The following is a 20,543-nucleotide window of genomic DNA, read 5'->3' as shown; positions in this document are numbered from 1 at the left end:
CTCTTGGCGTTGCCCCTGCTGCGCCGTCAACGGATATCAGGGCGCGGCGCCGCGTCCACCCTTGTAGGGCGCCATGCCGGCGCGGGCGAGTTCGTCGGCGCGTTCGTTCATCGGGTCGCCGGCATGGCCCTTCACCCAGTGCCAGCGAATCTGGTGGCGGCCGAGCGCCGCTTCCAGCCGCTCCCACAGGTCGACATTCTTCACCGGCTTCTTGTCGGCGGTGCGCCAGCCGTTCTTCTTCCAGCCGGCGATCCATTTGGTGATGCCGTTGCGCAGATATTCGCTGTCGGTATGCAGGTCGACCGTGCAGGGGCGCTTCAGCGCCTCCAGCGCCGAGATCGCCGCCATCAGCTCCATGCGGTTGTTGGTGGTCGGCGATTCGCCGCCGGACAATTCGCGCTCATGCTCGCCATAGCGCAGGATCGCACCCCAGCCGCCGGGGCCGGGATTGCCCGAGCAGGCGCCGTCGGTCCACACCGCGACCCCGCCGGCCGGCTTGGTCGCCTCGCTGGTCTCGTCATCGGCGAAGATGCGGGCGGTCCCCGGTGCGGTCTTCACGCGTCCACCCCATAGTCGCGCACGCTCTGCGCCGAGCGGTGGAAGCGCAGCTTGCGCAGATATTCCTTCGGGTCGTGCGGGCGCACCAGCGCGCCCGGCGGCACGTTCAGCCAATCCACCAGCCGCGTGAGCAGGAAGCGCAGCGCCGCGCCGCGGCACAGCATCGGCAGGCTGGCGATCTCCGCCTCCGAGAGCGGGCGCACCGCCTGATAGGCGGCGATGAGCGCCCGGCCCTTGGTCTGGTTGTAGGCGCCGTCCGTCTCGAAGCACCAGGCGTTGAGGCAGATGGCGACGTCATAGGCGAGCAGGTCGTTGCAGGCGAAATAGAAGTCGATCAGCCCGGTCAGCGTGTCGTCGGTGAAGAACACGTTGTCGGGGAAGAGATCGGCATGGATCACCCCGGCCGGCAGGTCCTGCGGCCAGTTCGGCTCCAGCACGGAGAGCTCGTCGGCGATCAGCGCCGCGAGGCCCGGCGCCACGCTATCCGCCCGCGCCTCGGCCTGCTCGTAGAGCGGCCGCCAGCCGGGGACGGAGAGGGCGTTGACGCGGGAGAAGGCGGTGAAGTCGGCGCCCGCCCGGTGCAGCCCGGCGAGCGCGGTGCCGAGCGCGGCGCAGTTGGCGACGCTGGGGCGGCGCACCGAGGTGCCATAGAGGAAGGTGGCGATCAATGCCGGCCGGCCGGCGAGCGTACCGAGCGCCACGCCGTCGCGGTTCTTCACCGGCTGCGGGCAGTCGATGCCGCGTGCGGCGAGGTGCTGCATCAGCCCGATGAAGAACGGCAGGTCAGCCGGGTTCACCCGCGTCTCGTACAGGGTGAGGATGAAGCTGCCGGCCTCGGTCTGCAAAAGGAAGTTGGAGTTCTCCACCCCCTCGGCGATGCCCTTGAAGGCGCGCAGCCGGCCGAGCTCATAGGTGGAGAGGAAGGCTTCGAGCTCTTCTGGCGAGACATCGGTATAGACGGCCATGAGAAGGTGGACCTCGGCGGGCGCAGCGTGCGGGCGGAACTGGCGGAACGGAAGGGAACGGAGGGCCGGGACTATTCGGCGGCGGCGTTGGGAGCGTCCGGCCGGAGCTGGCGGGGCAGCGGGAAGAACACGTCCTCCTCCACCGTGTGCACCGTCTCGACCTTGACGTCGAAGCGCTCGGCGAAGGCGTCGATGATCTCCTCGACGAGGATCTCCGGCGCCGAGGCGCCCGCCGTCACTGCCAGCGACGCGATGGCGCCGAACACCGTCCAGTCGATCTCGCTCGCCCGCTGCACCAGCGCGGCGGAGCGGCAGCCGGCGCGCTCGGCGGCTTCGCGCAGGCGTTGCGAGTTCGACGAGTTCGGCGCGCCGACCACGATCATGGCGTCGACATGCGGCGCCACCTTCTTCACCGCCTCCTGGCGGTTGGTGGTGGCGTAGCAGATGTCTTCCTTGTGCGGCGCCGTCATCGCCGGGAAGCGGGCGCGTAATATGTCGACGATCGCGGCGGTGTCGTCGATGGAGAGCGTGGTCTGCGTCGTATAGGCGAGATTCTGCGGATCACGCGGCGTGAAGCTGCGCGCCTGCTCGGCGGTTTCGACCAGCGTCACCGCGCCCTCGGGCAGCTGGCCCATGGTGCCGATCACCTCGGGGTGGCCGGCATGGCCGATCAGCACCACCTCGCGGCCCTTCTTGAAATGCACCGTCGCCTCGCGATGCACCTTGGTCACCAGCGGGCAGGTGGCGTCGATGGCGTAGAAATTGCGCGCCGCGGCGTCTTCCGGCACCGATTTGGCCACGCCATGGGCGGAGAAGATCACCGGCGCGGTGGTGCCGGCGGGGATCTCGGCGAGTTCCTCGACGAAGATGGCGCCCTTCGCCTTCAGCCCCTCGACGACATATTTGTTGTGCACGATCTCGTGGCGCACATAGACCGGCGGCCCGTACAGCGCCAGCGCCCGCTCCACCGCGTCGATCGCCCGCACCACGCCGGCGCAGAAGCCGCGCGGCGCGCAGAGCAGGACGCGGAGGGAAGGCTTCTGGGCGGCGGTGTCGGTGGCGCTCATCGCGGGTCCCGTCGCGGCGCCCCGCGCCGGAACGCGGCGGCCGCGAATGTCTGAAACGATCGTCGGAAAATCCCGACCTTCCCACCTCATGGGTGGAGCGATCCGCAGTGTCAAGCGCGGCACCGCGAGGCTATCCGCGCATTGGGCCGGCAATCGGGCGACGGCGACGGGCGGGTATGCACCCGTCGTGCCCGGGCACCGGCGACGTTGCGACGTCTTTGGGTTTGCACGCGCGGGCCGGCAGGCCTATATTCGCGCCATCCCGGTCAATCGCGAGACGGTCCGAGGCTCCGCCCCCGAGGGGGTGGCGGAGCGAACGGACCCGCGTATGCGACGTTTACTGGCCGCAAAGTTTACTGGCCGAAAGCCATTCACAGGAGACGCGCCCCATGGCGAACGCCCCTCTTATGCCGAAGGCCACCGCCGTGTGGCTGGTGGAGAACACCGCGCTGACGTTCGATCAGATCGCCGACTTCTGCAAGCTGCACGTGCTTGAGGTGAAGGGCATCGCTGACGGCGAAGTCGCGCAGGGCATCAAGGGCCTCGACCCGGTCTCCTCCGGCCAGCTGTCGCGCGAGGAGATCGAGCGCGCCGAGAAGAACCCGAACTACCGGCTGCGGCTGCTCGAATCCAAGGTGCGCCTGCCGGAGCCCAAGCGCCGCCGCGGCCCGCGCTACACCCCGGTGTCGAAGCGCCAGGATCGGCCGAACGCCATCCTCTGGCTGCTGCGCAACCATCCGGAGCTGAAGGACAGCCAGGTGATGCGCCTGGTCGGCACCACCAAGACCACCATCGAGTCGATCAAGGAGCGCACCCACTGGAATGCGCAGAACCTGACGCCGATGGACCCGGTGACGCTCGGCCTGTGCTCGCAGATCGACCTCGACATCGAGGTGCAGCGCTCGTCCAAGGACCGTCCGGCGGCACTCGCCGAGGGTGGTGGCGCGACGCTGCTGCCGGCCGAGGTCACCACTTCGCATGCGCCGCTCGACGAGCCCTTCGTCGCCTCGCGCAAGCCGAAGGAAGACGCGCTCGACCTCGAGACGGTGTTCGCCAAGCTCGGCGGCTCACGCAAGAGCGAGGCCGGCGAGGAGGAGTGATCCTCCGCGCCGCATAGGCTCGGGCCGGTACGAAAAAGGGGCGCCTCGGCGCCCCTTTGCTTTTTGGCGGGCGAGGCTGGCGCTGCCGCCTCAGGCCGCGCTCGGCTTCACATGGCCGCGCTCCTTCAGCACCGTGGCGATCTCGTCCAGCACCGCGGGGTCGTCGATGGTGGCCGGCATGTTCCACGGCTCGGCATCGGCGATCTTCTTCATGGTGCCGCGCAGGATCTTGCCGGAGCGCGTCTTGGGCAGGCGCGCCACGGTGATGGCGATGCGGAACGCCGCCACCGGGCCGATGCGCTCGCGCACCAGCGCGACGATCTCGGCCTCGATGACGTTGGGCGGCCGGTCGACGCCGGATTTCAGCACCACGAAGCCGCAGGGCACCTCGCCCTTCAGTTCGTCATGCATGCCGATCACCGCGCATTCGGCGACATCGGGATGCGAGGCCAGCACCTCCTCCATGCCGCCGGTCGACAGGCGGTGGCCGGCGACATTGATGATGTCGTCGGTGCGACCCATGATGAACAGGTAGCCGTCGCTGTCGCGGAAGCCGGCATCCGCCGTCTTGTAGTAGCCGGGGAATTCCGAGAGGTAGCTCTCGACGAAGCGGGCATCCTGCCGCCACAGCGTCGGCAGGCAGCCGGGCGGCAGCGGCAGCTTGATGGCGATCGACCCCATCTTGCCGTCGGCGACCGGATGGCCGCCCTCGTCGAGTATGTCGATCCGGTAGCCCGGCATCGGCACGCCGGTCGAGCCCGGCTTCACCGGCATCAGGCCGAGGCCGAGCGGATTGCCGGCGATGGCCCAGCCGGTCTCGGTCTGCCACCAATGGTCGATGACCGGCACGCGGAGCTTTTTCGCCGCCCACAGCACGGTGTCGGGATCGGCGCGCTCGCCGGCGAGGAACAGCGCCCTGAGGCTGCGGAGGTCGTAGTCGCCGATCAGCCGGCCGTTCGGGTCTTCCTTCTTGATGGCGCGCAGCGCGGTCGGCGCGGTGAACAGCACCGAGACCTTGTAGTCCTCGACCACCCGCCAGAAGGCGCCGGCATCGGGTGTGCCGACCGGCTTGCCTTCATAGAGCACGGTGGTGCAGCCGGTGATGAGTGGCGCGTAGACGATGTAGGAATGGCCGACCACCCAGCCGATGTCGGAGGCCGACCAGAACACCTCGCCGGGCTTCACCCCGTAGAGGCCCTCCATCGACCAGCGCAGCGCCACCATGTAGCCGCCGGTGTCGCGCACCACGCCCTTGGGCTTGCCGGTGGTGCCGGAGGTGTAGAGGACATAGAGCGGATCGGTGGCGCCCATCGGCACGCAGTCGACGCCGCGCCCGCCGGCCGCCGCCTTCTCGCGCAGGCGCGCCCAGTCATGGTCGCGGCCGGCGAGCATCTGGGCCTCCAACTGCGGGCGCTGCAGGATGATGCAGGCGTCCGGCTTGTGGCTCGCCATGGTGAGGGCGAGGTCGAGCAGAGGCTTGTAGGCCACGAAGCGGGTCGGCTCGATGCCGCAGGAGGCGGAGAGCACGACCTTCGGCCGGGCGTCGTCGATGCGGCTGGCGAGCTCCGCCGCCGCGAAGCCGCCGAACACCACCGAGTGCACCGCGCCGATGCGGGCGCAGGCGAGCATCGCCACCACCGCTTCCGGCACCATCGGCATGTAGATGACGACGCGGTCGCCCTTCTCGACGCCGAGGTCGCGCAGCATGGCGCCGAGCGTGCGGGTCTCCGCCTTGAGCTCGGCATAGGTCATGGCGCGCTGGGAGCCGCTGACCGGGCTGTCATAGAGGATGGCCGGCTGCAGCCCGCGCCCGGCGTCGACATGCCGGTCCACCGCATTGTGGCAGACATTGGTGAGGCCGCCGACGAACCAGCGCCCATAGGCGCCGAGGGCGGGGTCGAACACCTGCCGCGGCGGCGCGATCCAATCGATTGCCTTTGCCGCGCCGCCCCAGAACCGCTCGGGGTCGTCGGTCGCGGCGGCCTGAACGGCACTGTAGCCGGAGGTGGTCATGTCTGGCGTCTCCCTGAAACCGATGCTGTTTTTTCTTCAAGGAAACCGATGGCGGGTTTCGCCTGCAAGAACGCTCAAATGCTTACGACCTTGGTCGACCCCTGCGGCCGGACGCGAAAACCGCGAAACGCGAACCGCCGGCCCGAGGGCCGGCGGCGAAAGACGCTGTACCTTCCACGTATTGATCCACAGCGCTTAGGCCTGCGGTCTGCGGGCGAGCGGTACACAGCCCGCGAGTGGCCGGCCTGCCGTGCTCGAACCCGCTAATGCAGGGTTTTCAATCGGTTGATTTCATCCTTCAGGTGCAGCTTTCGCCGTTTAAGCTCGGCTATTCTCATCTCGCTGGATGCCGGATGGGCCATTTCGGCCTTTAGTTCCCTGTCGAGCGCCTGATGGCGCCTTTCGAGTTCCGCAACATGCGCCTGCATGGACATGGACTGTCATCTCCCTGTCTTTGTTAGGAACGTCATCAGTCTGTCACCGAAGGACGGCGCTGTCGACGAAACGATGCGCTGCGCCGCAGCATCCCCGTGCGGTGCGAAAGTGTCGGCGGTATGGGGGAGGAGGGGCGCCGGCATATTGCGGCGAGCGCCGCGCCCAGTGATAATCGCCACGCGCGCCACGGCGCGGTGTGCAGCGAATCGAGTTGTGGGTCGGCGTTTTGGCAGAGATGACGGCGGATGAGGAACGCGAGCTGAAGGCGCTCCTCGAGCGTCTGCGGCAGGAACATCGCGATCTGGACAGTGCGATCGAGGCGTTGCAGGCCATCCCCGGCTGCGACCAGCTTCAGCTCGCCCGGCTGAAGAAACGAAAGTTGTCGCTCAAGGACCGCATCGGCTTCGTCGAGGACCAGATCCTCCCCGATATCATCGCCTGAACCGCATCGTCGCCTGAAGCGCCTCGTCGCCCGAGGCGGGTCCCCGGCAGCGTCGCCGCCGGGGCCGTGGAGGCCGGATCAGAACTGCGTGAGCAGCACGTCGGCATTGGTGGTGTCGGCCTTGCTCGGCACCGGCTCGACATTGAGGATCAGCACCTCGCCATCGTCGACCAGCATCGAATAGCGCTTGGAGCGCAGGCCGAGGCCGGCGCCGGAGGCGTCGAAGTCGAGGCCGAGCGCCTTGGCGAACTCGCCATTGCCGTCGGAGAGGAACACGATCTTGCCGCCGGCATTGGAGGCCTTTTCCCAGGCTTCCATGACGAAGGGATCGTTCACCGCCGTCACGGCGATGGTGCTCACGCCCTTGGCGAAGATCTCGTCGGCGCGGGCGATGAAGCTCGGCAGGTGGTTCTTGTGGCAGGTCGGGGTGAAGGCGCCCGGCACGGCGAACAGCACGACCTTCTTGTTCTTGAAGATTTCCTCGGTGGACTTCGGCACGGGGCCGTCCGCGGTGGCGACGCGGAAGGTGGCGCTCGGCAGGGTGTCGCCGACCTTGATCGTCATGGGAAATTCCTTTCAACGGGCGTCAGATGACATGGCTGTGCCGCGCGGAGCCATTCTGGCGCGGCCCCGGCGCGGAGCCGGTAGCATAATCAGTTCCCGCCGGACGGAAAGGGTTTTCAGGGCGTGGAAAGCCGGCTCGTCACCTCGACCGCCCGCACCGCGTCGCCGGCCGCCGTCCTGCCGTCGACCAGGGTGAAGCGCAGCGGATTGTCGGCGAGGCTGGCGCCCTTCGGCACCCCGTCGACCGGCAGCACGAAGACGGTGCGCCCGTCGGCGCCGGTCTGGCGCTCGGGCAGCGGCAGTGCCCAGTCCTCGTTCGGGCCTTCCACGAACAGGTCGGCCCCCTCCGGGGCGGCGAGACGGGCGACGACCCGGATGCGCGCCTTGTTGCCGGTATCTTCCAGCCGGATTTCCTCGATGCCGGGCGTGCCCGGCGCGGCCAGCCCGGCCGGCTGCGGCACCTGCGCCACCGCCGCCGCCAGCGCCGGCTCGGTCGGGGCGGCGCCCTCGGCGGGAATGTCGAGCGCGACGCTGGCGCTCGCCGGCTGGCAGATGGTCGAGCACACCGCGAAATCGAGCGCGAGGTCGAGCCGCACCGGCTTGGCCGGGTCCTTCGGCACCACGGTCAGCGGCAGCGTGACGTCGTGCTTGTAGCCGATGGAGGTCGAGCCGCCCTCGTCGAAGCGGGTGGGTGCCGGCCAGGCAACCTCCACGTGCTCGACATTGTCGGAATCGCTCCAGTTGAAATGCGGCGGGATGCCGGAATCGCCGGGATAGCGCCAATAGGTCTTCCAGCCCGGCGCCAGGCGGATCTGCACGCCGGCGCGGTGGGCATCGCCCTCGCGGGCGCCGGCGACCAGTCGCACCGCCGTGCCGTCCGGCGCCGACCAGGGCGATTCGACCCCCGCCTGGGCGGGCGGCAGCGACAGCACCGCCACGAAGGGGGCGGCGAGGAGCGGGGCGGCGAGGCGGACATGCGCGATCATGTCCAGCCGATAGCCGGTTGCGCGGCCGGCGGAAAGCCGACGCGGCCGCAATTTCGTGTGAGGCGCCCCGGCCGGCGTCGCCGGCTGCCGCAGCGGACTTGAAAAAGCACGAGTGGGGTTTACGCTTCCCCCATGTGGATCGGACAGAAGGACACAGGCGGTGGCGGCCGCCCCTCCGGCTCCAGCTTCCTCGACGGGCAGCTGCTGGTGGCGATGCCCGGCATGCGCGACGAGCGCTTCGCCCGCGCGGTGATCTATATGTGCGCCCATTCGCCGGAGGGCGCGATGGGCATCATCGTCAACCAGCCCGCCAGCCATGTCAGCTTCCGTGACCTGCTGGTGCAGCTCGACGTGGTGCCGGAGGAGGAGCGCATCCACCTGCCGCGCGTCGCCGGCAAGGTGGCGGTGCTGAAGGGCGGGCCGGTGGAGACCGGGCGCGGCTTCGTGCTGCACTCCTCGGATTTCTTCATCCAGGATTCGACGCTGCCGATCGACAGCGGCATCTGCCTCACCGCGACGCTCGACATATTGAAGGCGATCGCCGGCGGCGGCGGACCGCACAGCGCGGTGCTGGCGCTCGGCTATGCCGGCTGGGCGCCGGGGCAGCTGGAGAACGAGATCCAGCAGAATGGCTGGCTCAACTGCCCGGCGGACGCCTCGCTGGTGTTCGGCGCCGACGCGGCCGGCAAATATGACCGGGCGCTGCGCAAGATCGGCATCGATCCCGGCATGCTCTCCACCGAGGCCGGCCACGCCTGAGGCGTCGGCCGCGGCTTCATCCGCGTCATCGATGGGTGAGCGTCGGCGCGCATGCCCTTGCGCGGCCGCCGGTCGCCGCGTCGGAGCGGCCGGTTCAGGACGCCTTGGCGGGCGCCTCGCCGGACGGATCGGTCGGACGCGACGGCGGGTTGGGAGCGGCTGCCGCCGGACGGGCCGGCGCCGGGCGGGGCAGGGCAGCGGGACGGCTGGCGGCATCGCCATTGCCGGCGGCCTTCGCCTCGGGCTTGTCCCCAGGCTTGGCGTCCGGCTTGCCGCCGCGGCGCAGCAGCCGGCCGCGCTCCAGCAGCGAGGTCGGCGAGGCGTCGGGCTGCAGCAGCCGGCGGGCTTCCTCCGCCGTTATGCTCTCGCCGAACAGCGGCCCCTGGCCGTAGCGACAGCCGAGCTTGGCGAGCGCGGTGGCGGACGGCTCGGATTCCACGCCTTCCGCCACGATCTCCATGCCGAGATCGTGCGCCATGGTGACGATGGTGCGCAGGATGACCGGGCGCTGCGCCTTGTTGCCGTTGCGGCCCAGCGCTTTGACGAAGGTGCGGTCGACCTTGATGGTGTCGAACGGGAAGCGCTGGAGATAGGCCAGCGAGGAATAGCCGGTGCCGAAATCGTCCAGCGTCAGCCCGGCGCCGAGTTCGCGCATGCGCAGCAGGATCTGCGCGGCATATTCCGGGTTCTCCATCGCCAGCGTCTCGGAGAGCTCCAGCTTCAGCGTGCCGGGCGCCACCACGTTGCGGGCGAGGATGGCCTTCAGGTCCTGTAAGAGGTCGTGCCGCAGCATCTGCCGCGAGGAGATGTCGACGGTAACGAAGATCGGCTCGCCGCGCATCGCCCGCTGCCAGGCGCCGAGCTGGCGGGCGCTGGCGTCGAGGACGAACAGGCCGATATCGACGATCAGGCCGGAATCCTCGGCCAGCGTCATGAAATCGTCCGGCGCCAGCGTGCCGAGCGTCGGGTGCTGCCAGCGCGTCGAAGCCTCGAAGCCGGCGACGGCGCGGGTGGAGAGGTCGATGATCGGCCGGTAGACGACGTTGATCTCGCCCTTTTCCAGCGCGGTGCGCAGGTCCTGCTCCAGCGTCAGCCGGTCGAGCTTCTGGGTGCGCATCGAGGGGCGGAACACCTCGATGCGGTCGCCGCCGACGCGCTTGGCGAAATACATCGCCAGCTCGGCATCCTTCAGCATTTCCTGCGGCGTGCGCTTCTGGCCGTCGGCGAGCAGGAGGCCGATGGAGGCGGTGATGAAGATCTCGCGGTCGCCGAAGGTGATCGGCGCACGCAGCGTGCGGCGCAACGTGTCGGCGAAGGCGGTGATGCGCTCGGGGTCGCGCTCGCTCATCAGGATCAGCGCGAAATGGTCGCCGCCGAGCCGGGCGAGCGTGTCTTGCTGCTTGGCGAGGCGCATCAGCCGGCGCGCCACGGTGAGCAGGATGGAATCGCCGGCGGGCATGCCGAGGCTGGCATTCACCTGTTTGAAGCGGTCGAGGTCGACCAGTATGATGGTCGGCTTCAGCGTCTCGTCCGAGCGGGCGAAGCCGATCGCCGAATTCAGCCGGTCGAGGAACAATTCGCGGTTCGGCAGGCCGGTGAGGTTGTCGTGCACCGCGTCGTGCAGCATGCGCTCCTCGGCGGTGCGGCTGTCGGTGACGTCGGAGAGCGTGCCGATGCAGCGCACCACCTCGCCGTCGGTGCCCACCACCGGCCGGGCGCGCAGATTGAACCACAGATAGTGGCCGTCCTTGGTGCGCAGGCGGAAATCCTGGTCGATGCGGCCGCGCCGCTGGTCGAGCAGCCCGTCGAGGGTGGCGCGGAAGCGGTCGCGGTCGCCCGGATGGATGATTTCCAGCCAGCCGGTCGCCTCGGTGTCGAGCGTGCCGGCCTTGAGGCCGAGCAGCTGCTCGGCTTCCGGGCTGACATGGATGCGGTCGGCGTCGACGTCCCAGTCCCAGACGATGTCGCCCGAGCCGGCCACCGCCAGCGCGCGGCGCTCCAGCTCCTGCGCGCTGCCGGCCACCGAGCCGATGCCGGCGAAGGCGTGCTGCATCACCGTGAAGCCGATTAGCATGACGATCAGCACGAGACCGCCGAGCAGCGCCGGGGCGACGAGGTCGTTGCCGATGCGCCCGGAGACCGCCATGCCGGCGGTGATCACCCACACCATCAGCAGGAACAGCGTCGGGATGATCAGCACGGCGCGGTCGTAGCGGTGCAAAGCGAGCCACATCACCACGGCGAAGCCCATCACCGAGACCACCAGCAGCGAGGGGCGGGCGATGCCGGCCGCCGCCGAGGGGTCGAGCAAGGCGAGTCCGACCAGCGCGACGAGGAACACCAGCCAGCCGGCGGTGATGTGCATGTAGCGCACATGCCAGCGGTTGAGGTTGAGATAGGCGAACAGGAACACCACCAGCGTGGCGGCGAGGATGGCCTCGCCGGCGGCGCGCCAGAATTGCTGGGCGAGCGGCGAGATGCCGAACACTTTCGACCAGAAGCCAAAATCGAGGCCGATATAGCCGAGCACCGCCCAGGCCAGCAGCGCGGCGGCCGGGAACATCGCGCTGCCCTTCACCACGAACAGGATGGTGAGGAACAGGGCGAGCAGGCCGGCAATGCCGATCACGATGCCGTTATAGAGGGTGAAGGAGTTGACCTTGTCCTTGAAGGTCTCCGGCTCCCACAGCTGCAGCTGCGGCAGGTTGCCGTCGGCGAGCTCGGCCACCAGCGTCACCGTGGTGCCGGGGTCGAGGGTGACGAGATAGACGTCGGCGTCCGAGGTGTTCTGCATCTCCGGCCGGAAGCCCTGGCTGGGCGTCAGGTTGAGGATGCGGCGGTTGCCGAGGTCCGGCCAGAACACGCCGGAGCCGACCATGCGGTAATGCGGCGAGACGATCAGCCGGTCGACCTGCTCGTCGGTGTTGTTGGCCAGCGCGAACACCGCCCATTTGCTGCCCTTCGGCGTCGGTGCGACGGCGCGCACCTCGAAGCGGCGCACGATGCCGTCGGCCCCCGGCACGGTGGAGACCGGGATGCTGTTGCCCTCGGTGTCGTGCCGCTCGATGGCCGGAGCGAGGTCGATCACCGGCGCGTCGAGCCGGATCGCCACCGCGTCGAGCGCCCGCGCCGCGTCCGGGGCCAGCGTCAGTGCCGACACCAGCGCCAGGGCGAACGCGACGAGCGTATGGAGGAGGGCGCGGGGCACCAGTCGACGGGCTATGGCCAAAAACAGGGTCTCCTGAGGCTGCGCGCCGCGTCCGGAAACGCGAGGCGCACGATGAGTAGCGGCGTGCGGCGGCGGGAGCAAGGCAGGCCCGGCACGGCACGGGGACGGCACTGGGGAAGCCCCGCAAGGGAAGCCGCGCCGGCAGGCACCCCGCCGGCGGCTTCTCCGCTGCCGGATCAGCCCGAGGAGCCGCCCGCCCATTTGCGCAGGATCGCCTCCGCCTTGGCCCGCTCGTCGGGCGTCAGGGTGGTGATCATCTTGTCGAGTTCGGCATCCTTGGCGGCGCCCTGCGACTGCGCCACCTTGTACCAGGCGGCGGCGAGCGGCTTGTCCTGCGGCACGCCGCGCCCGGCCGAGAGGATCTTGGCATAGCGGCTCTGGGCGATGACGTTGCCGGCCAGTGCCGCCTTGCGGAACAGACCGGCGGCGCGCTCCTCGTCCTTGGGCATGCCGACGCCGTTGAACACCGCGATGGCATATTCGGCGGTGGCGACGACATGGCCGACCTCGGCGGCGCGTTGCAGCAGCCGCGCCGCCTCGATCGGGTCGCGCGGCACGCCGCGCCCTTCCTTGTAGAGGATGGCGAGGGCGTAGAGCGCATCCGGCTCGTCCTGGTCGGCCGCCTTGCGGAACCAGTCGGCGGCGGTCGCCGGGTCCTTCGGCGCCGCCTCGCCTTCGAGATAGAGCAGGCCGAGATTGTAGGCCGCGAGCGTGTTGCCCTTCTGTGCCGCCTCGCGCAGCATCGGCACCGCGTCGCCCTTGATCTGGGCGTTGTTGCCGGCTTCCTTGAGCTTCAGCGAGGCGAGGGCGAACAGCGCGTCGGCATTGCCCTTGGCGGCGGCGGCCTCGTACCACTGGCGGGCGGCGGCCTTGTCCTCGAACACGCCGTAGCCCTGCGAGAGGATCTCGCCCGCCAGCACCATGGCGACCGGGTCGTGGGCGTTGTTCGCCCGCTCGACCGCCAGCTTCAGCGCGGTGGCATAGTCGCCGCGCTGGAAGGCGCCATAGGCGGCGTCGAGCGAGGGGGTGTCCTTGTCCGGCACGGCCGAGGGCTGCGGCGCGACAGGAGGCTCGGCCGGTGTGGCGGCCGGTGGCGTGGCGGCCGGTGGCGTGGCAGCCTGCGGCGTGGTCTGTGCCCGCGCGGGAAGCGCCGCGGCGAGGAGGAGGGTCGCCGCAACGGCGAGGGCGGCATGCCGCGCCCGCATCAGGCCGCTCCCGCCGGCACCAGCCGGCTGGCGAGAGCCCGTCCGCCTTCCGCCGGTGCTTCGATGAGCAGGTTGTCGACGGCGATGAAGTCGGCGCCGGCGTCGACGAGGGTATCGACCTCCTCCAGCGTGCGGGCATAGCCGACGCAGGGGATCTCGAAGATCTCCGACCACCATTGCACGCGCTCGCGCGTCGTTTCGAAGGGCGGGCGGCGTCCCTGCGCGTCCGGCTCGCCGAACATCACATAGTCGGTGCCGCTCTCGCCGGCGGTCATCGCGTCGTGCTTGGTGCGCAGGTCGCCGACGCCGGCGATGCCGTCCGGCCGCACGGCGGTGAGCGCGCCCTTCAGCGCCGCGAGTCCGGCGGCATGCACGCCGTCGGCCTGCGTGGCGGCGGCGAAGGCGGCGTTGCCGTCGATCAGGCAGGCGGCGCCCGCTTGCTGGCAGGCGGCGACGAGCTCGCGCAGCGCGGCGGCGCTCGCCTCGCCGGGGCGCACCAGCACGGCGGCAAGGTCGCTCGCGGCGACGATGTCGCGCAGGAGCGTCACCAGCCGGCCGGCATCGCCATCGGGCGGCGGCAGCAGCAGATAGAGGCGCGGGGCGGGCGGAGCGGAGATGGTGTCGGATTTGGCCATGTTCGAGCCATGTCGCAGGATGGCGGCGAAAGCACGGCCGAAGCGCACGCGCCGGCCGGATCCAACTCCTAGAACAAGTTTCCGGCAATTTGAAACGATTTCGCCGACTCCCCGGTGCCGGGAGGCGCCGACGGGCCGGCTCGGCCGGTGATTCCCCAATGCATACACAGACTTGTCATGTGGTGCTTTTCAATCGCGGGCCTGCGCGCGCGGTGCTAAGCAGGATGGAGCCGCAGCTCGCCGCACGGTCGCCCGCTTCCGGGGAGGTCCGTGGTCACGGCCAAAATGCCGGTGGAGGAAACATGTCCGCCCGTTCGATCCGTGCCTTTGGCGTCCGTCCGGTTGCGCTGCTGGCGCTCGCCGGCAGCCTCGTCGCCCTGCCATCCGCCGTGTGGGCGCAGGCCGCGCCCACCCCGTCCGCCCCGTCTCCCACCGCCGCCGCTGGCCTGTCCTGGCCGCGCAGCGTGACGATCGGCGACGACGCGCTGTCGATCTACCAGCCGCTCGTCGAGAGCTGGGACGGCGACCGCATCGCCGGTCGCGCCGCCGTCGCCTACGGCCCCGCGAAGGGGCAGCCGACCTACGGCATCGCGCATTTCACCGCGCGCGTCGCGGTCGACAAGCCGGCGCGGCTGGCGCAGCTGTCCAACATCTCGATCACCAGCGTCGACGTGCCGACCAAGCCGGACCTCGACACCAAGATCCTCTCGACGCTGCAGGCGCGCATTCCGGCCGAGGGCTTCACGGTGGCGCTCGACCACCTGCTCACCAGCTACGCCGCCAACAAGCAGCTGACCAAGGACATGGAGCAGCCGGTCGAGAACACGCCGCCGAAGCTGTTGTTCGTCGACAAGCCGACGCTGCTGGTGCAGATCGCCGGCACGCCGGTGCTGCGGCCGGTGGACGGTGCGCAGGGCTTCCAGCGCGTCGTCAACACCCATCCGCTGGTGCTGGCCTCCGCCGGCACGTTCTACCTGCAGGCGGCGAATTACTGGTACGAGGCCAAGGCGATCGACGGGCCGTGGAGCGTGCTGACGCAGTCCAACCCCACGGTGGAAGCCGCCGGCTCGATGGCGAACTACGCCCAGCAGGCGGAAACCCTGCTGCCGGCCGACGGCAAGAAGCCGCCGCAGGCTCCGGCCGTCATCGTCTCCACCGTGCCGGCCGAGCTCGTCGTCACCGCCGGTGCCGCGACGATGGAGCCGGTGGGCGGCACCTCGCTGCTGCGCATGTCGAATGCCGACCATGCGGTGATCATGGACCCGTCCAACAACGCCTATTACGTGCTGGTGTCCGGCCGCTGGTTCCGCGCCGCCGCGCTGACCGGACCGTGGAGCTACGTGGCCGGCGACCAGCTGCCGGCGCAGTTCAAGAGCATCTCGGCGACCGATCCGGTCGCCAATGCCCTCGTCGCGGTTCCCGGTACGCCGCAGGCCAAGGAGGCGGTGATCTCCACCCTGGTGCCGCAGACCGCCAGCGTCGCCCGCTCGACGCAGCTCACCATCCAGTATGATGGTGGCTCGCCGAAATTCGTGCCGATCAAGGGCACGCTGCTGAACTATGCCGAGAACACCCGCACCCCGGTGATCCAGCTCGACGCCACCCGCTACTACGCGCTGTTCCAGGGCGCCTGGTTCGTGTCGGCGACCCCGACCGGCCCGTGGGTAATCGCCGACACCGTGCCGGCGGCGATCTACACCATCCCGCCATCCTCGCCGCTGCACTACGTCACCTATGTCTATGTCTATGCCTCCAGCGCCGACGCGGTGACGGTCGGCTACACGCCCGGCTATCTCGGCGTGGTGGTGGCACCGGGCGGCACGGTGGTCTACGGCACCGGCTATTCCTGCGTCGGCTATGTCGGTACCTACTGGTATGGCTGCCCGGATACCTATGGCTACAACGCCGGCTTCGCCTGGACCGAGGGCTTCGCCTTCGGCTTCGCCGCCGGCTATGCCTGGGGCGCCATGTCGCCCTGGTGGGGACCCTATTGGGGCGCCGGCCCGTGGGGCGGGCCCTGGGCGGGCGTGAACGTCAACCAGACCAACATCTATGGCCGCTGGGGCGGCAACGCCACCGTCAACCATGCCTTCGGCTACAACCCGTGGACCGGCAATGAATGGGCCGCCAACTCGGTCAACGGCGTCACCGGGCGCGGCACCGAATTCGCCGGCCGCTCCGCTGGCGGGTTCAATCCGTGGAACGGCAATTTCGCCGGCGGCCGCGAGGGCGGCTACTACAATCCCTCGACCGGCGCCTGGGGCGGCGCCCGCGCCGGCGCGGTGGGCAACAGCTACACCGGCAATTTCGCCGCCGGCCGCCAGTCGGCCAATTACAACCCGTCGACCGGCTTCGGCCATGCCTCGGAGACCGGCGTCACCCGCGATAACGGCCAGGTGAACGTCGACAGCCGCGGCGTCGCCGGCAACGTCCATTCCGGCAATGCGGTGGCGTGGAACAACGGCAATGTCTACACCGACCATGACGGCTCCATCCATCAGTACAATGCGGATGGCAGCTGGCAGCACCAGGCGAATGACGGCAGCTGGCAGCGCGACGCCGATGCCGGCCAGGTCGACCGCCTGAACACCCAGCGCCAGTTCCAGGGCTGGGGCGACCAGCGCGCCGACGACTTCGCCCGCTCCGGCGGCTTCGGCGGCGGTGATGGCGGCTTCGATCGCGGCGGTTTCGGCGGGGGCGGCTTCGATCGGGGCGGCTTCGGCGGTGGCGGCGGTTTCGGTGGCTTCCACGGCGGCGGCGGCTTCCGCCGCTGAGCCTGCTTCCGGTTCGATGATCGAGGGCGCCGTCCGCCGGGACGGCGCCCTTTTCCGTGATGAGGGGAGCGGCGGCGCACCTGCCGTCCCGCCGCCTATCCCATCTTGCCCGTGACGTAGCGTGTGGTGCGCGTGTCGCGCGGGCTGTCGAACAGGCGGACGGTCGGGCCGAATTCGATGAGCTCGCCGAGATAGAGGAACGCCGTATCGTCGGCGATCCGCATCGCCTGCTGCAGATTGTGGGTGACGATGATGATGGTGCAGTCGGGTTTCAGCGCCTCGATGGTCGCCTCGATCTTGGCGGTGGAGATCGGGTCCAGTGCCGAGCAGGGCTCGTCGAGCAGGATCACCTCCGGCCGTACCGCCATGGTGCGGGCGAGGCACAGCCGCTGCTGCTGGCCGCCGGAGAGCCCGAGCGCGCTGCGGCCGAGATCGTGGCGCACCTCGCCCCACAGCGCGGCGCGGATGAGCGCCTCCTCGACGCGTTCCCGCAGTTCGGCGGCGGTGAGCCTCTCGTTGAGCCGCAACCCGAAGGCGACGTTGTCGTAGATCGACATCGGGAAGGGCGAGGGCTTCTGCGTCACCATGCCGACGCGCCGGCGCAGCGTCAGCACGTCGATGCCGGGCGCGAGGATGTCGAGGCCGTCGAGCCGCACCTCGCCCTCGACGACCTGGTCGTCATAGAGGTCCGGCATGCGGTTGAAGATGCGCAGCAGGGTGGACTTGCCGCAGCCGGACGGCCCGATGAGCGCCGTCACCCGGTTGGCCCGGATCGGCAGCGAGATGTCGGTCAGGGCGCGGCGCTGGCCATAGCGGAAGCTGACATGAAGCACATCGAGCTTCACATCCCGCCCGCTCGGCGGGCCTGTCGGCGCGCCGGAAGACTGGCTGCTGCTGGCGACGCCCTTGGGGTCCTGCCGCACGGTCCCGCTCTCCCCGCTATCGTAGGGGAAGCTAGGCCGCGATGGTCGCGCGAAGCTCGCGTAAGATCAAGCGGCACGCGTGGCGGGTCGGCGAAAGAAGTAAGCCGGCAAAATGAAAACGCCGCCCCGAAGGGCGGCGTTCGATGGTGTCGGCGAGAGGCGCGGCGCCGAGGCTTGTCCCGGCGCCCGGCGGCGATCAGGCCGCCTTCTTTTCCTCGTCGGCGCCCCACTTACCCAGCGCGGCGAGGTAGTTCATCTTGGCGCGGTGGGTGAAGGCGGCCTGGCCGGCGGCCCAGTTCTCCGGCTTGCCGGACCACGCCTTCTGCGGCGCGGCCTGCAGGGCGCGGCCATAGGAGAAGGTGAGGTTCCACGGCAGGTTGCCGGTCTTGATCATCGCGTCGAGATGGCCGGTGGCCGCCTCGTCCGACTGGCCGCCGGAGAGGAAGGCGATGCCCGGCACCGCCGGCGGCACGCAGTTCTTCAGGCAGCGGATGGTCTTCTCGGCCACTTCCTCATAGGAGACCTGCTTGGGCGACTTCATGCCCGGCACGATCATGTTCGGCTTCAGCACCATGCCTTCGAGGCGGATGCGGGCATAGAACAGCTGCTGGAAGACTTCCTTCAGCACCCACTCGGTGACGTCGTAGCAGCGGTCGATGTCGTGGTCGCCGTCCATCAGCACTTCCGGCTCGACGATCGGCACGATGTTGGCTTCCTGGCACAGCGCCGCGTAGCGGGCGAGCGCCTGGGCGTTGGCGATCAGCGAGGTGTAGCTGGGAATGCCGGAGCCGATGTCGATCACCGCGCGCCACTTCGCGAAGCGGGCGCCGAGGTCGTAATATTCCTTCAGGCGGCCGCCGAGGCCGTCGAGACCCTCGGTGATGGTCTCGCCGGGAGCGCCCGGCTGGGCCTTGGCGCCGGCGTCGACCTTGATGCCGGGGATGGAGCCGGCCTTCTGGATCAGCTCGACCAGCGGCGTGCCGTCTTTGGCCTTCTGCCGGATGGTCTCGTCGAACAGGATGACGCCGGAGATGTACTTGGTCATCGCCTCGTCGGAGCGGAACAGCATCTCGCGATAGTCGCGACGGTTGTCGAAGGTGGATTCGACCCCGATGGCGTCGAAACGCTTCTTGATGGTGCTGGAGCTTTCATCCGCGGCGAGGATGCCCTTGCCGCCCGCACACATTTTATACGCTACCTCGTCGAGGCTGGTCGTCATTCGTCTGTCTCCCGCAAAACGAATCGATGAAAAATATCGCCGGCCGAAACCCGCGCGGCCGATCGGCGATCCTTATAGCATCGGCCTCCGGCCTGTCCGCGCCTTGTCGCGCGCGACCGACTGCCGATGCGGCAGTTGGAACCCGTTCCGCAGGGTGAACGACCCTGCGCCGCGAACGGATTCCAGCATCCTGGAGCCGGGCCGCCTTCTTGTCGATCAGCGGTTCTGATCGGAGCGGTCCCGGTAAGCGTCAGGCCGGATGTTGCCATCCGGCCTGAAAGATACGCCAAGACAATGCATTGGCGTAGTTAACGAATGGGCCGCCTAGCGGCGCAGCGCCTCGACGCCCGGCAGCGGCTTGCCTTCCAGCCATTCGAGGAAGGCGCCGCCGGCGGTCGAGACATAGGTGAAGCCCTCGGCCGCGCCGGCATGGTTCAGCGCCGCCACCGTGTCGCCGCCGCCGGCGACCGAGAGCAGCTTGCCTTCGCCGGTCAGCTCCGCCGCCGCCTTCGCCACCGCCACGGTGGCGGCATCGAAGGGGGCGAGCTCGAAGGCGCCGAACGGGCCGTTCCACACCACGGTCTTGGCGGTCTTCAGCTTGGCGACGACGTTCGCCACCGAGGCCGGGCCGGCATCGAGGATCATCTCGCCGGCCGCCACGCCGTCCACGCCGACGGTGCGGTTGTCGGCATGCGCCTTGAATTCCTTCGCCACCACCGCGTCGACCGGCAGCACGATCTCGCAGCCGGCAGCGGCCGCCTTGCCGACGATCTCGCGCGCGGTGTCGGCGAGGTCGTGCTCGCACAGCGACTTGCCGACATCCTTGCCCTCAGCGGCAAGGAAGGTGTTGGCCATGCCGCCGCCGATCACCAGCAGGTCGACCTTGGCGACGAGATTGCCGAGCAGTTCCAGCTTGGACGACACCTTGGCGCCGCCGACCACCGCCATCACCGGGCGCTCGGGAGCTTCCAGCGCCTTGGCCAGCGCCTCGATCTCCACCTGCATGCAGCGGCCGGCAAAGGCGGGCAGGTGATGCGCGAGGCCCTCGGTCGAGGCATGGGCGCGGTGCGCGGTGGCGAAGGCGTCGTTGACATAGAGGTCGCCGAGCTTGGCCAGCGCGGCGACGAAGTCCGGATCGTTCTTTTCCTCGCGCGGGTCGAAGCGGGTGTTCTCCAGGAGCAGCACCTCGCCCGGGGCGAGCTTCGCAACCGCGGCCTCGGCGACCTCGCCGATGGTGGCGGGGGCGAAGGCGACCGGCTTGCCGAGACGGGAGGCCACCTCGTCGGCGATCGGCGAAAGCGAGAGCTTGGGATCGACGCCCTTGGGCCGGCCGAAATGGGCGAGCAGGATCACCTTGCCGCCCTTGTCGGCGATTTCGCGAATGGTGGGCAGCACGGCCTGGATGCGGGTGTCGTCGGTGACGCGACCGGCATCTGTCGGCACGTTGAGGTCGACGCGCACCAGCACGCGCTTGTTGGCGACGTCGGCATCGTCGAGGGTACGGAAGGCGGAGGGAGCGGTCATTGGCGTTCTGTCCGGCTCTGGCGCTTCGGCCTGGTTGCTGGCTCCCGGCGGGGTGCCGGGTTATGGTGCTGCAAGGGCAATCGGGAGGCGCCCGCGCGCGCCCGGAAACGAAACGGCCGGGCGTCTTGCGACGACCCGGCCGGTT

At 69.4% G+C, this 20,543-nt stretch carries 17 protein-coding genes; 4 read left to right on the top strand and 13 right to left on the bottom strand.

The features are described from left to right. Positions 1-36 precede the first annotated feature (36 nt). The 3 genes from rnhA to ispH form a co-directional block, all read right to left on the bottom strand. A complete protein-coding gene (gene rnhA / locus KHC28_RS04910; RefSeq protein ID WP_214007208.1) occupies positions 37-558 on the bottom strand; it encodes a ribonuclease HI in 522 nt (173 codons plus the stop codon). Beyond that, positions 555-1,523, bottom strand: a complete 969-nt coding sequence (locus KHC28_RS04905) for a homoserine kinase (RefSeq protein ID WP_214007207.1) — start codon at positions 1,521-1,523, stop codon at positions 555-557. The genes rnhA and KHC28_RS04905 overlap by 4 nt, the downstream gene beginning before the upstream one ends. 71 nt (positions 1,524-1,594) lie before the next feature. Beyond that, the gene (ispH, locus tag KHC28_RS04900) at positions 1,595-2,590 is read right to left on the bottom strand and encodes a 4-hydroxy-3-methylbut-2-enyl diphosphate reductase (protein ID WP_214007206.1); all 996 of its coding nucleotides are present in this window, start codon (positions 2,588-2,590) and stop codon (positions 1,595-1,597) included. 389 nt (positions 2,591-2,979) lie between these two features. On the opposite strand from ispH, the gene KHC28_RS04895 reads away from it, so the two are divergent. Beyond that, a complete protein-coding gene (locus tag KHC28_RS04895; protein ID WP_214007205.1) occupies positions 2,980-3,690 on the top strand; it encodes a DUF1013 domain-containing protein in 711 nt (236 codons plus the stop codon). Between the two features lie 90 nt (positions 3,691-3,780). On the opposite strand, the gene KHC28_RS04890 is transcribed toward KHC28_RS04895, so the two are convergent. Continuing rightward, the gene (locus tag KHC28_RS04890) at positions 3,781-5,703 is read right to left on the bottom strand and encodes a propionyl-CoA synthetase (RefSeq protein WP_214007204.1); all 1,923 of its coding nucleotides are present in this window, start codon (positions 5,701-5,703) and stop codon (positions 3,781-3,783) included. Between the two features lie 263 nt (positions 5,704-5,966). Next, positions 5,967-6,137, bottom strand: coding sequence for a YdcH family protein (locus KHC28_RS04885; protein ID WP_214007203.1), 171 nt, complete (start codon positions 6,135-6,137; stop codon positions 5,967-5,969). A gap of 236 nt (positions 6,138-6,373) precedes the next feature. Here KHC28_RS04885 and KHC28_RS04880 point away from each other — a divergent pair, with 236 nt between their 5' ends. Then, positions 6,374-6,580, top strand: a complete 207-nt coding sequence (locus KHC28_RS04880) for a YdcH family protein (protein WP_214007202.1) — start codon at positions 6,374-6,376, stop codon at positions 6,578-6,580. Positions 6,581-6,658: 78 nt separating this feature from the next. On the opposite strand, the gene KHC28_RS04875 is transcribed toward KHC28_RS04880, so the two are convergent. Both KHC28_RS04875 and KHC28_RS04870 read right to left on the bottom strand, forming a co-directional pair. Next, positions 6,659-7,144 carry a peroxiredoxin gene (locus KHC28_RS04875; RefSeq protein WP_214007201.1) on the bottom strand — a complete coding sequence of 162 codons (486 nt, stop codon included), beginning with the start codon at positions 7,142-7,144 and terminating at the stop codon, positions 6,659-6,661. Between the two features lie 116 nt (positions 7,145-7,260). Beyond that, positions 7,261-8,130 (bottom strand): protein-disulfide reductase DsbD domain-containing protein, encoded by an 870-nt coding sequence (locus KHC28_RS04870; RefSeq protein ID WP_214007200.1) that lies wholly within the window; start codon positions 8,128-8,130, stop codon positions 7,261-7,263. A 132-nt stretch (positions 8,131-8,262) separates the two neighbouring features. Between KHC28_RS04870 and KHC28_RS04865 the strand changes: the two genes are divergently transcribed. After that, positions 8,263-8,889: a YqgE/AlgH family protein gene (locus tag KHC28_RS04865; RefSeq protein WP_214007199.1), complete on the top strand. Its 627-nt coding sequence runs from the start codon at positions 8,263-8,265 to the stop codon at positions 8,887-8,889. 94 nt (positions 8,890-8,983) lie between these two features. Here KHC28_RS04865 and KHC28_RS04860 read toward each other — a convergent pair whose 3' ends face one another. The 3 genes from KHC28_RS04860 to KHC28_RS04850 all read right to left on the bottom strand — a co-directional run bounded on the left by KHC28_RS04860 (position 8,984) and on the right by KHC28_RS04850 (position 13,958). Beyond that, positions 8,984-12,118 carry an EAL domain-containing protein gene (locus tag KHC28_RS04860; RefSeq protein WP_214007198.1) on the bottom strand — a complete coding sequence of 1,045 codons (3,135 nt, stop codon included), beginning with the start codon at positions 12,116-12,118 and terminating at the stop codon, positions 8,984-8,986. A gap of 176 nt (positions 12,119-12,294) precedes the next feature. Then, positions 12,295-13,323, bottom strand: coding sequence for a tetratricopeptide repeat protein (locus tag KHC28_RS04855; protein ID WP_214007197.1), 1,029 nt, complete (start codon positions 13,321-13,323; stop codon positions 12,295-12,297). Then, complete coding sequence (locus KHC28_RS04850) at positions 13,323-13,958, bottom strand: thiamine phosphate synthase (protein WP_214007196.1); 636 nt, start codon at positions 13,956-13,958, stop codon at positions 13,323-13,325. Before KHC28_RS04850 ends, KHC28_RS04855 begins: the two co-directional genes overlap by 1 nt. Positions 13,959-14,260: 302 nt before the next feature. On the opposite strand from KHC28_RS04850, the gene KHC28_RS04845 reads away from it, so the two are divergent. Then, positions 14,261-16,732 (top strand): carbohydrate-binding family V/XII, encoded by a 2,472-nt coding sequence (locus tag KHC28_RS04845; RefSeq protein ID WP_214007195.1) that lies wholly within the window; start codon positions 14,261-14,263, stop codon positions 16,730-16,732. A 95-nt stretch (positions 16,733-16,827) separates the two neighbouring features. Here the strand turns inward: KHC28_RS04845 and pstB are convergent, their stop codons facing one another. The 3 genes from pstB to KHC28_RS04830 form a co-directional block, all read right to left on the bottom strand. Then, on the bottom strand, positions 16,828-17,655 hold the full coding sequence (pstB, locus tag KHC28_RS04840) for a phosphate ABC transporter ATP-binding protein PstB (protein ID WP_214007194.1): 828 nt from the start codon (positions 17,653-17,655) through the stop codon (positions 16,828-16,830). A 196-nt stretch (positions 17,656-17,851) separates the two neighbouring features. Beyond that, positions 17,852-18,874, bottom strand: a complete 1,023-nt coding sequence (locus KHC28_RS04835; protein WP_214007193.1) for a class I fructose-bisphosphate aldolase — start codon at positions 18,872-18,874, stop codon at positions 17,852-17,854. A gap of 324 nt (positions 18,875-19,198) precedes the next feature. Then, on the bottom strand, positions 19,199-20,398 hold the full coding sequence (locus tag KHC28_RS04830) for a phosphoglycerate kinase (RefSeq protein ID WP_214007192.1): 1,200 nt from the start codon (positions 20,396-20,398) through the stop codon (positions 19,199-19,201). Positions 20,399-20,543 lie beyond the last annotated feature (145 nt).

The sequence above is a fragment of the Ancylobacter sonchi genome, assembly GCF_018390695.1.
Classification (GTDB): Bacteria; Pseudomonadota; Alphaproteobacteria; order Rhizobiales; family Xanthobacteraceae; genus Ancylobacter; species Ancylobacter sonchi.
Note: the sequence above shows the minus strand (reverse complement) of the source record. Positions and strands in the feature narration are given on the sequence as shown.

Coding starts and splice junctions, on each gene's coding strand:
- KHC28_RS04875 (WP_214007201.1), bottom strand. CDS start 7,144: ATGACGATCAAGGTCGGCGACACCCTGCCGAGCGCCACCTTCCGCGTC.
- KHC28_RS04850 (WP_214007196.1), bottom strand. CDS start 13,958: ATGGCCAAATCCGACACCATCTCCGCTCCGCCCGCCCCGCGCCTCTAT.
- KHC28_RS04905 (WP_214007207.1), bottom strand. CDS start 1,523: ATGGCCGTCTATACCGATGTCTCGCCAGAAGAGCTCGAAGCCTTCCTC.
- KHC28_RS04880 (WP_214007202.1), top strand. CDS start 6,374: ATGACGGCGGATGAGGAACGCGAGCTGAAGGCGCTCCTCGAGCGTCTG.
- KHC28_RS04855 (WP_214007197.1), bottom strand. CDS start 13,323: ATGCGGGCGCGGCATGCCGCCCTCGCCGTTGCGGCGACCCTCCTCCTC.
- KHC28_RS04870 (WP_214007200.1), bottom strand. CDS start 8,130: ATGATCGCGCATGTCCGCCTCGCCGCCCCGCTCCTCGCCGCCCCCTTC.
- ispH (WP_214007206.1), bottom strand. CDS start 2,590: ATGAGCGCCACCGACACCGCCGCCCAGAAGCCTTCCCTCCGCGTCCTG.
- KHC28_RS04845 (WP_214007195.1), top strand. CDS start 14,261: ATGTCCGCCCGTTCGATCCGTGCCTTTGGCGTCCGTCCGGTTGCGCTG.
- KHC28_RS04885 (WP_214007203.1), bottom strand. CDS start 6,137: ATGTCCATGCAGGCGCATGTTGCGGAACTCGAAAGGCGCCATCAGGCG.
- KHC28_RS04830 (WP_214007192.1), bottom strand. CDS start 20,398: ATGACCGCTCCCTCCGCCTTCCGTACCCTCGACGATGCCGACGTCGCC.
- KHC28_RS04835 (WP_214007193.1), bottom strand. CDS start 18,874: ATGACGACCAGCCTCGACGAGGTAGCGTATAAAATGTGTGCGGGCGGC.
- KHC28_RS04890 (WP_214007204.1), bottom strand. CDS start 5,703: ATGACCACCTCCGGCTACAGTGCCGTTCAGGCCGCCGCGACCGACGAC.
- KHC28_RS04865 (WP_214007199.1), top strand. CDS start 8,263: ATGTGGATCGGACAGAAGGACACAGGCGGTGGCGGCCGCCCCTCCGGC.
- KHC28_RS04895 (WP_214007205.1), top strand. CDS start 2,980: ATGGCGAACGCCCCTCTTATGCCGAAGGCCACCGCCGTGTGGCTGGTG.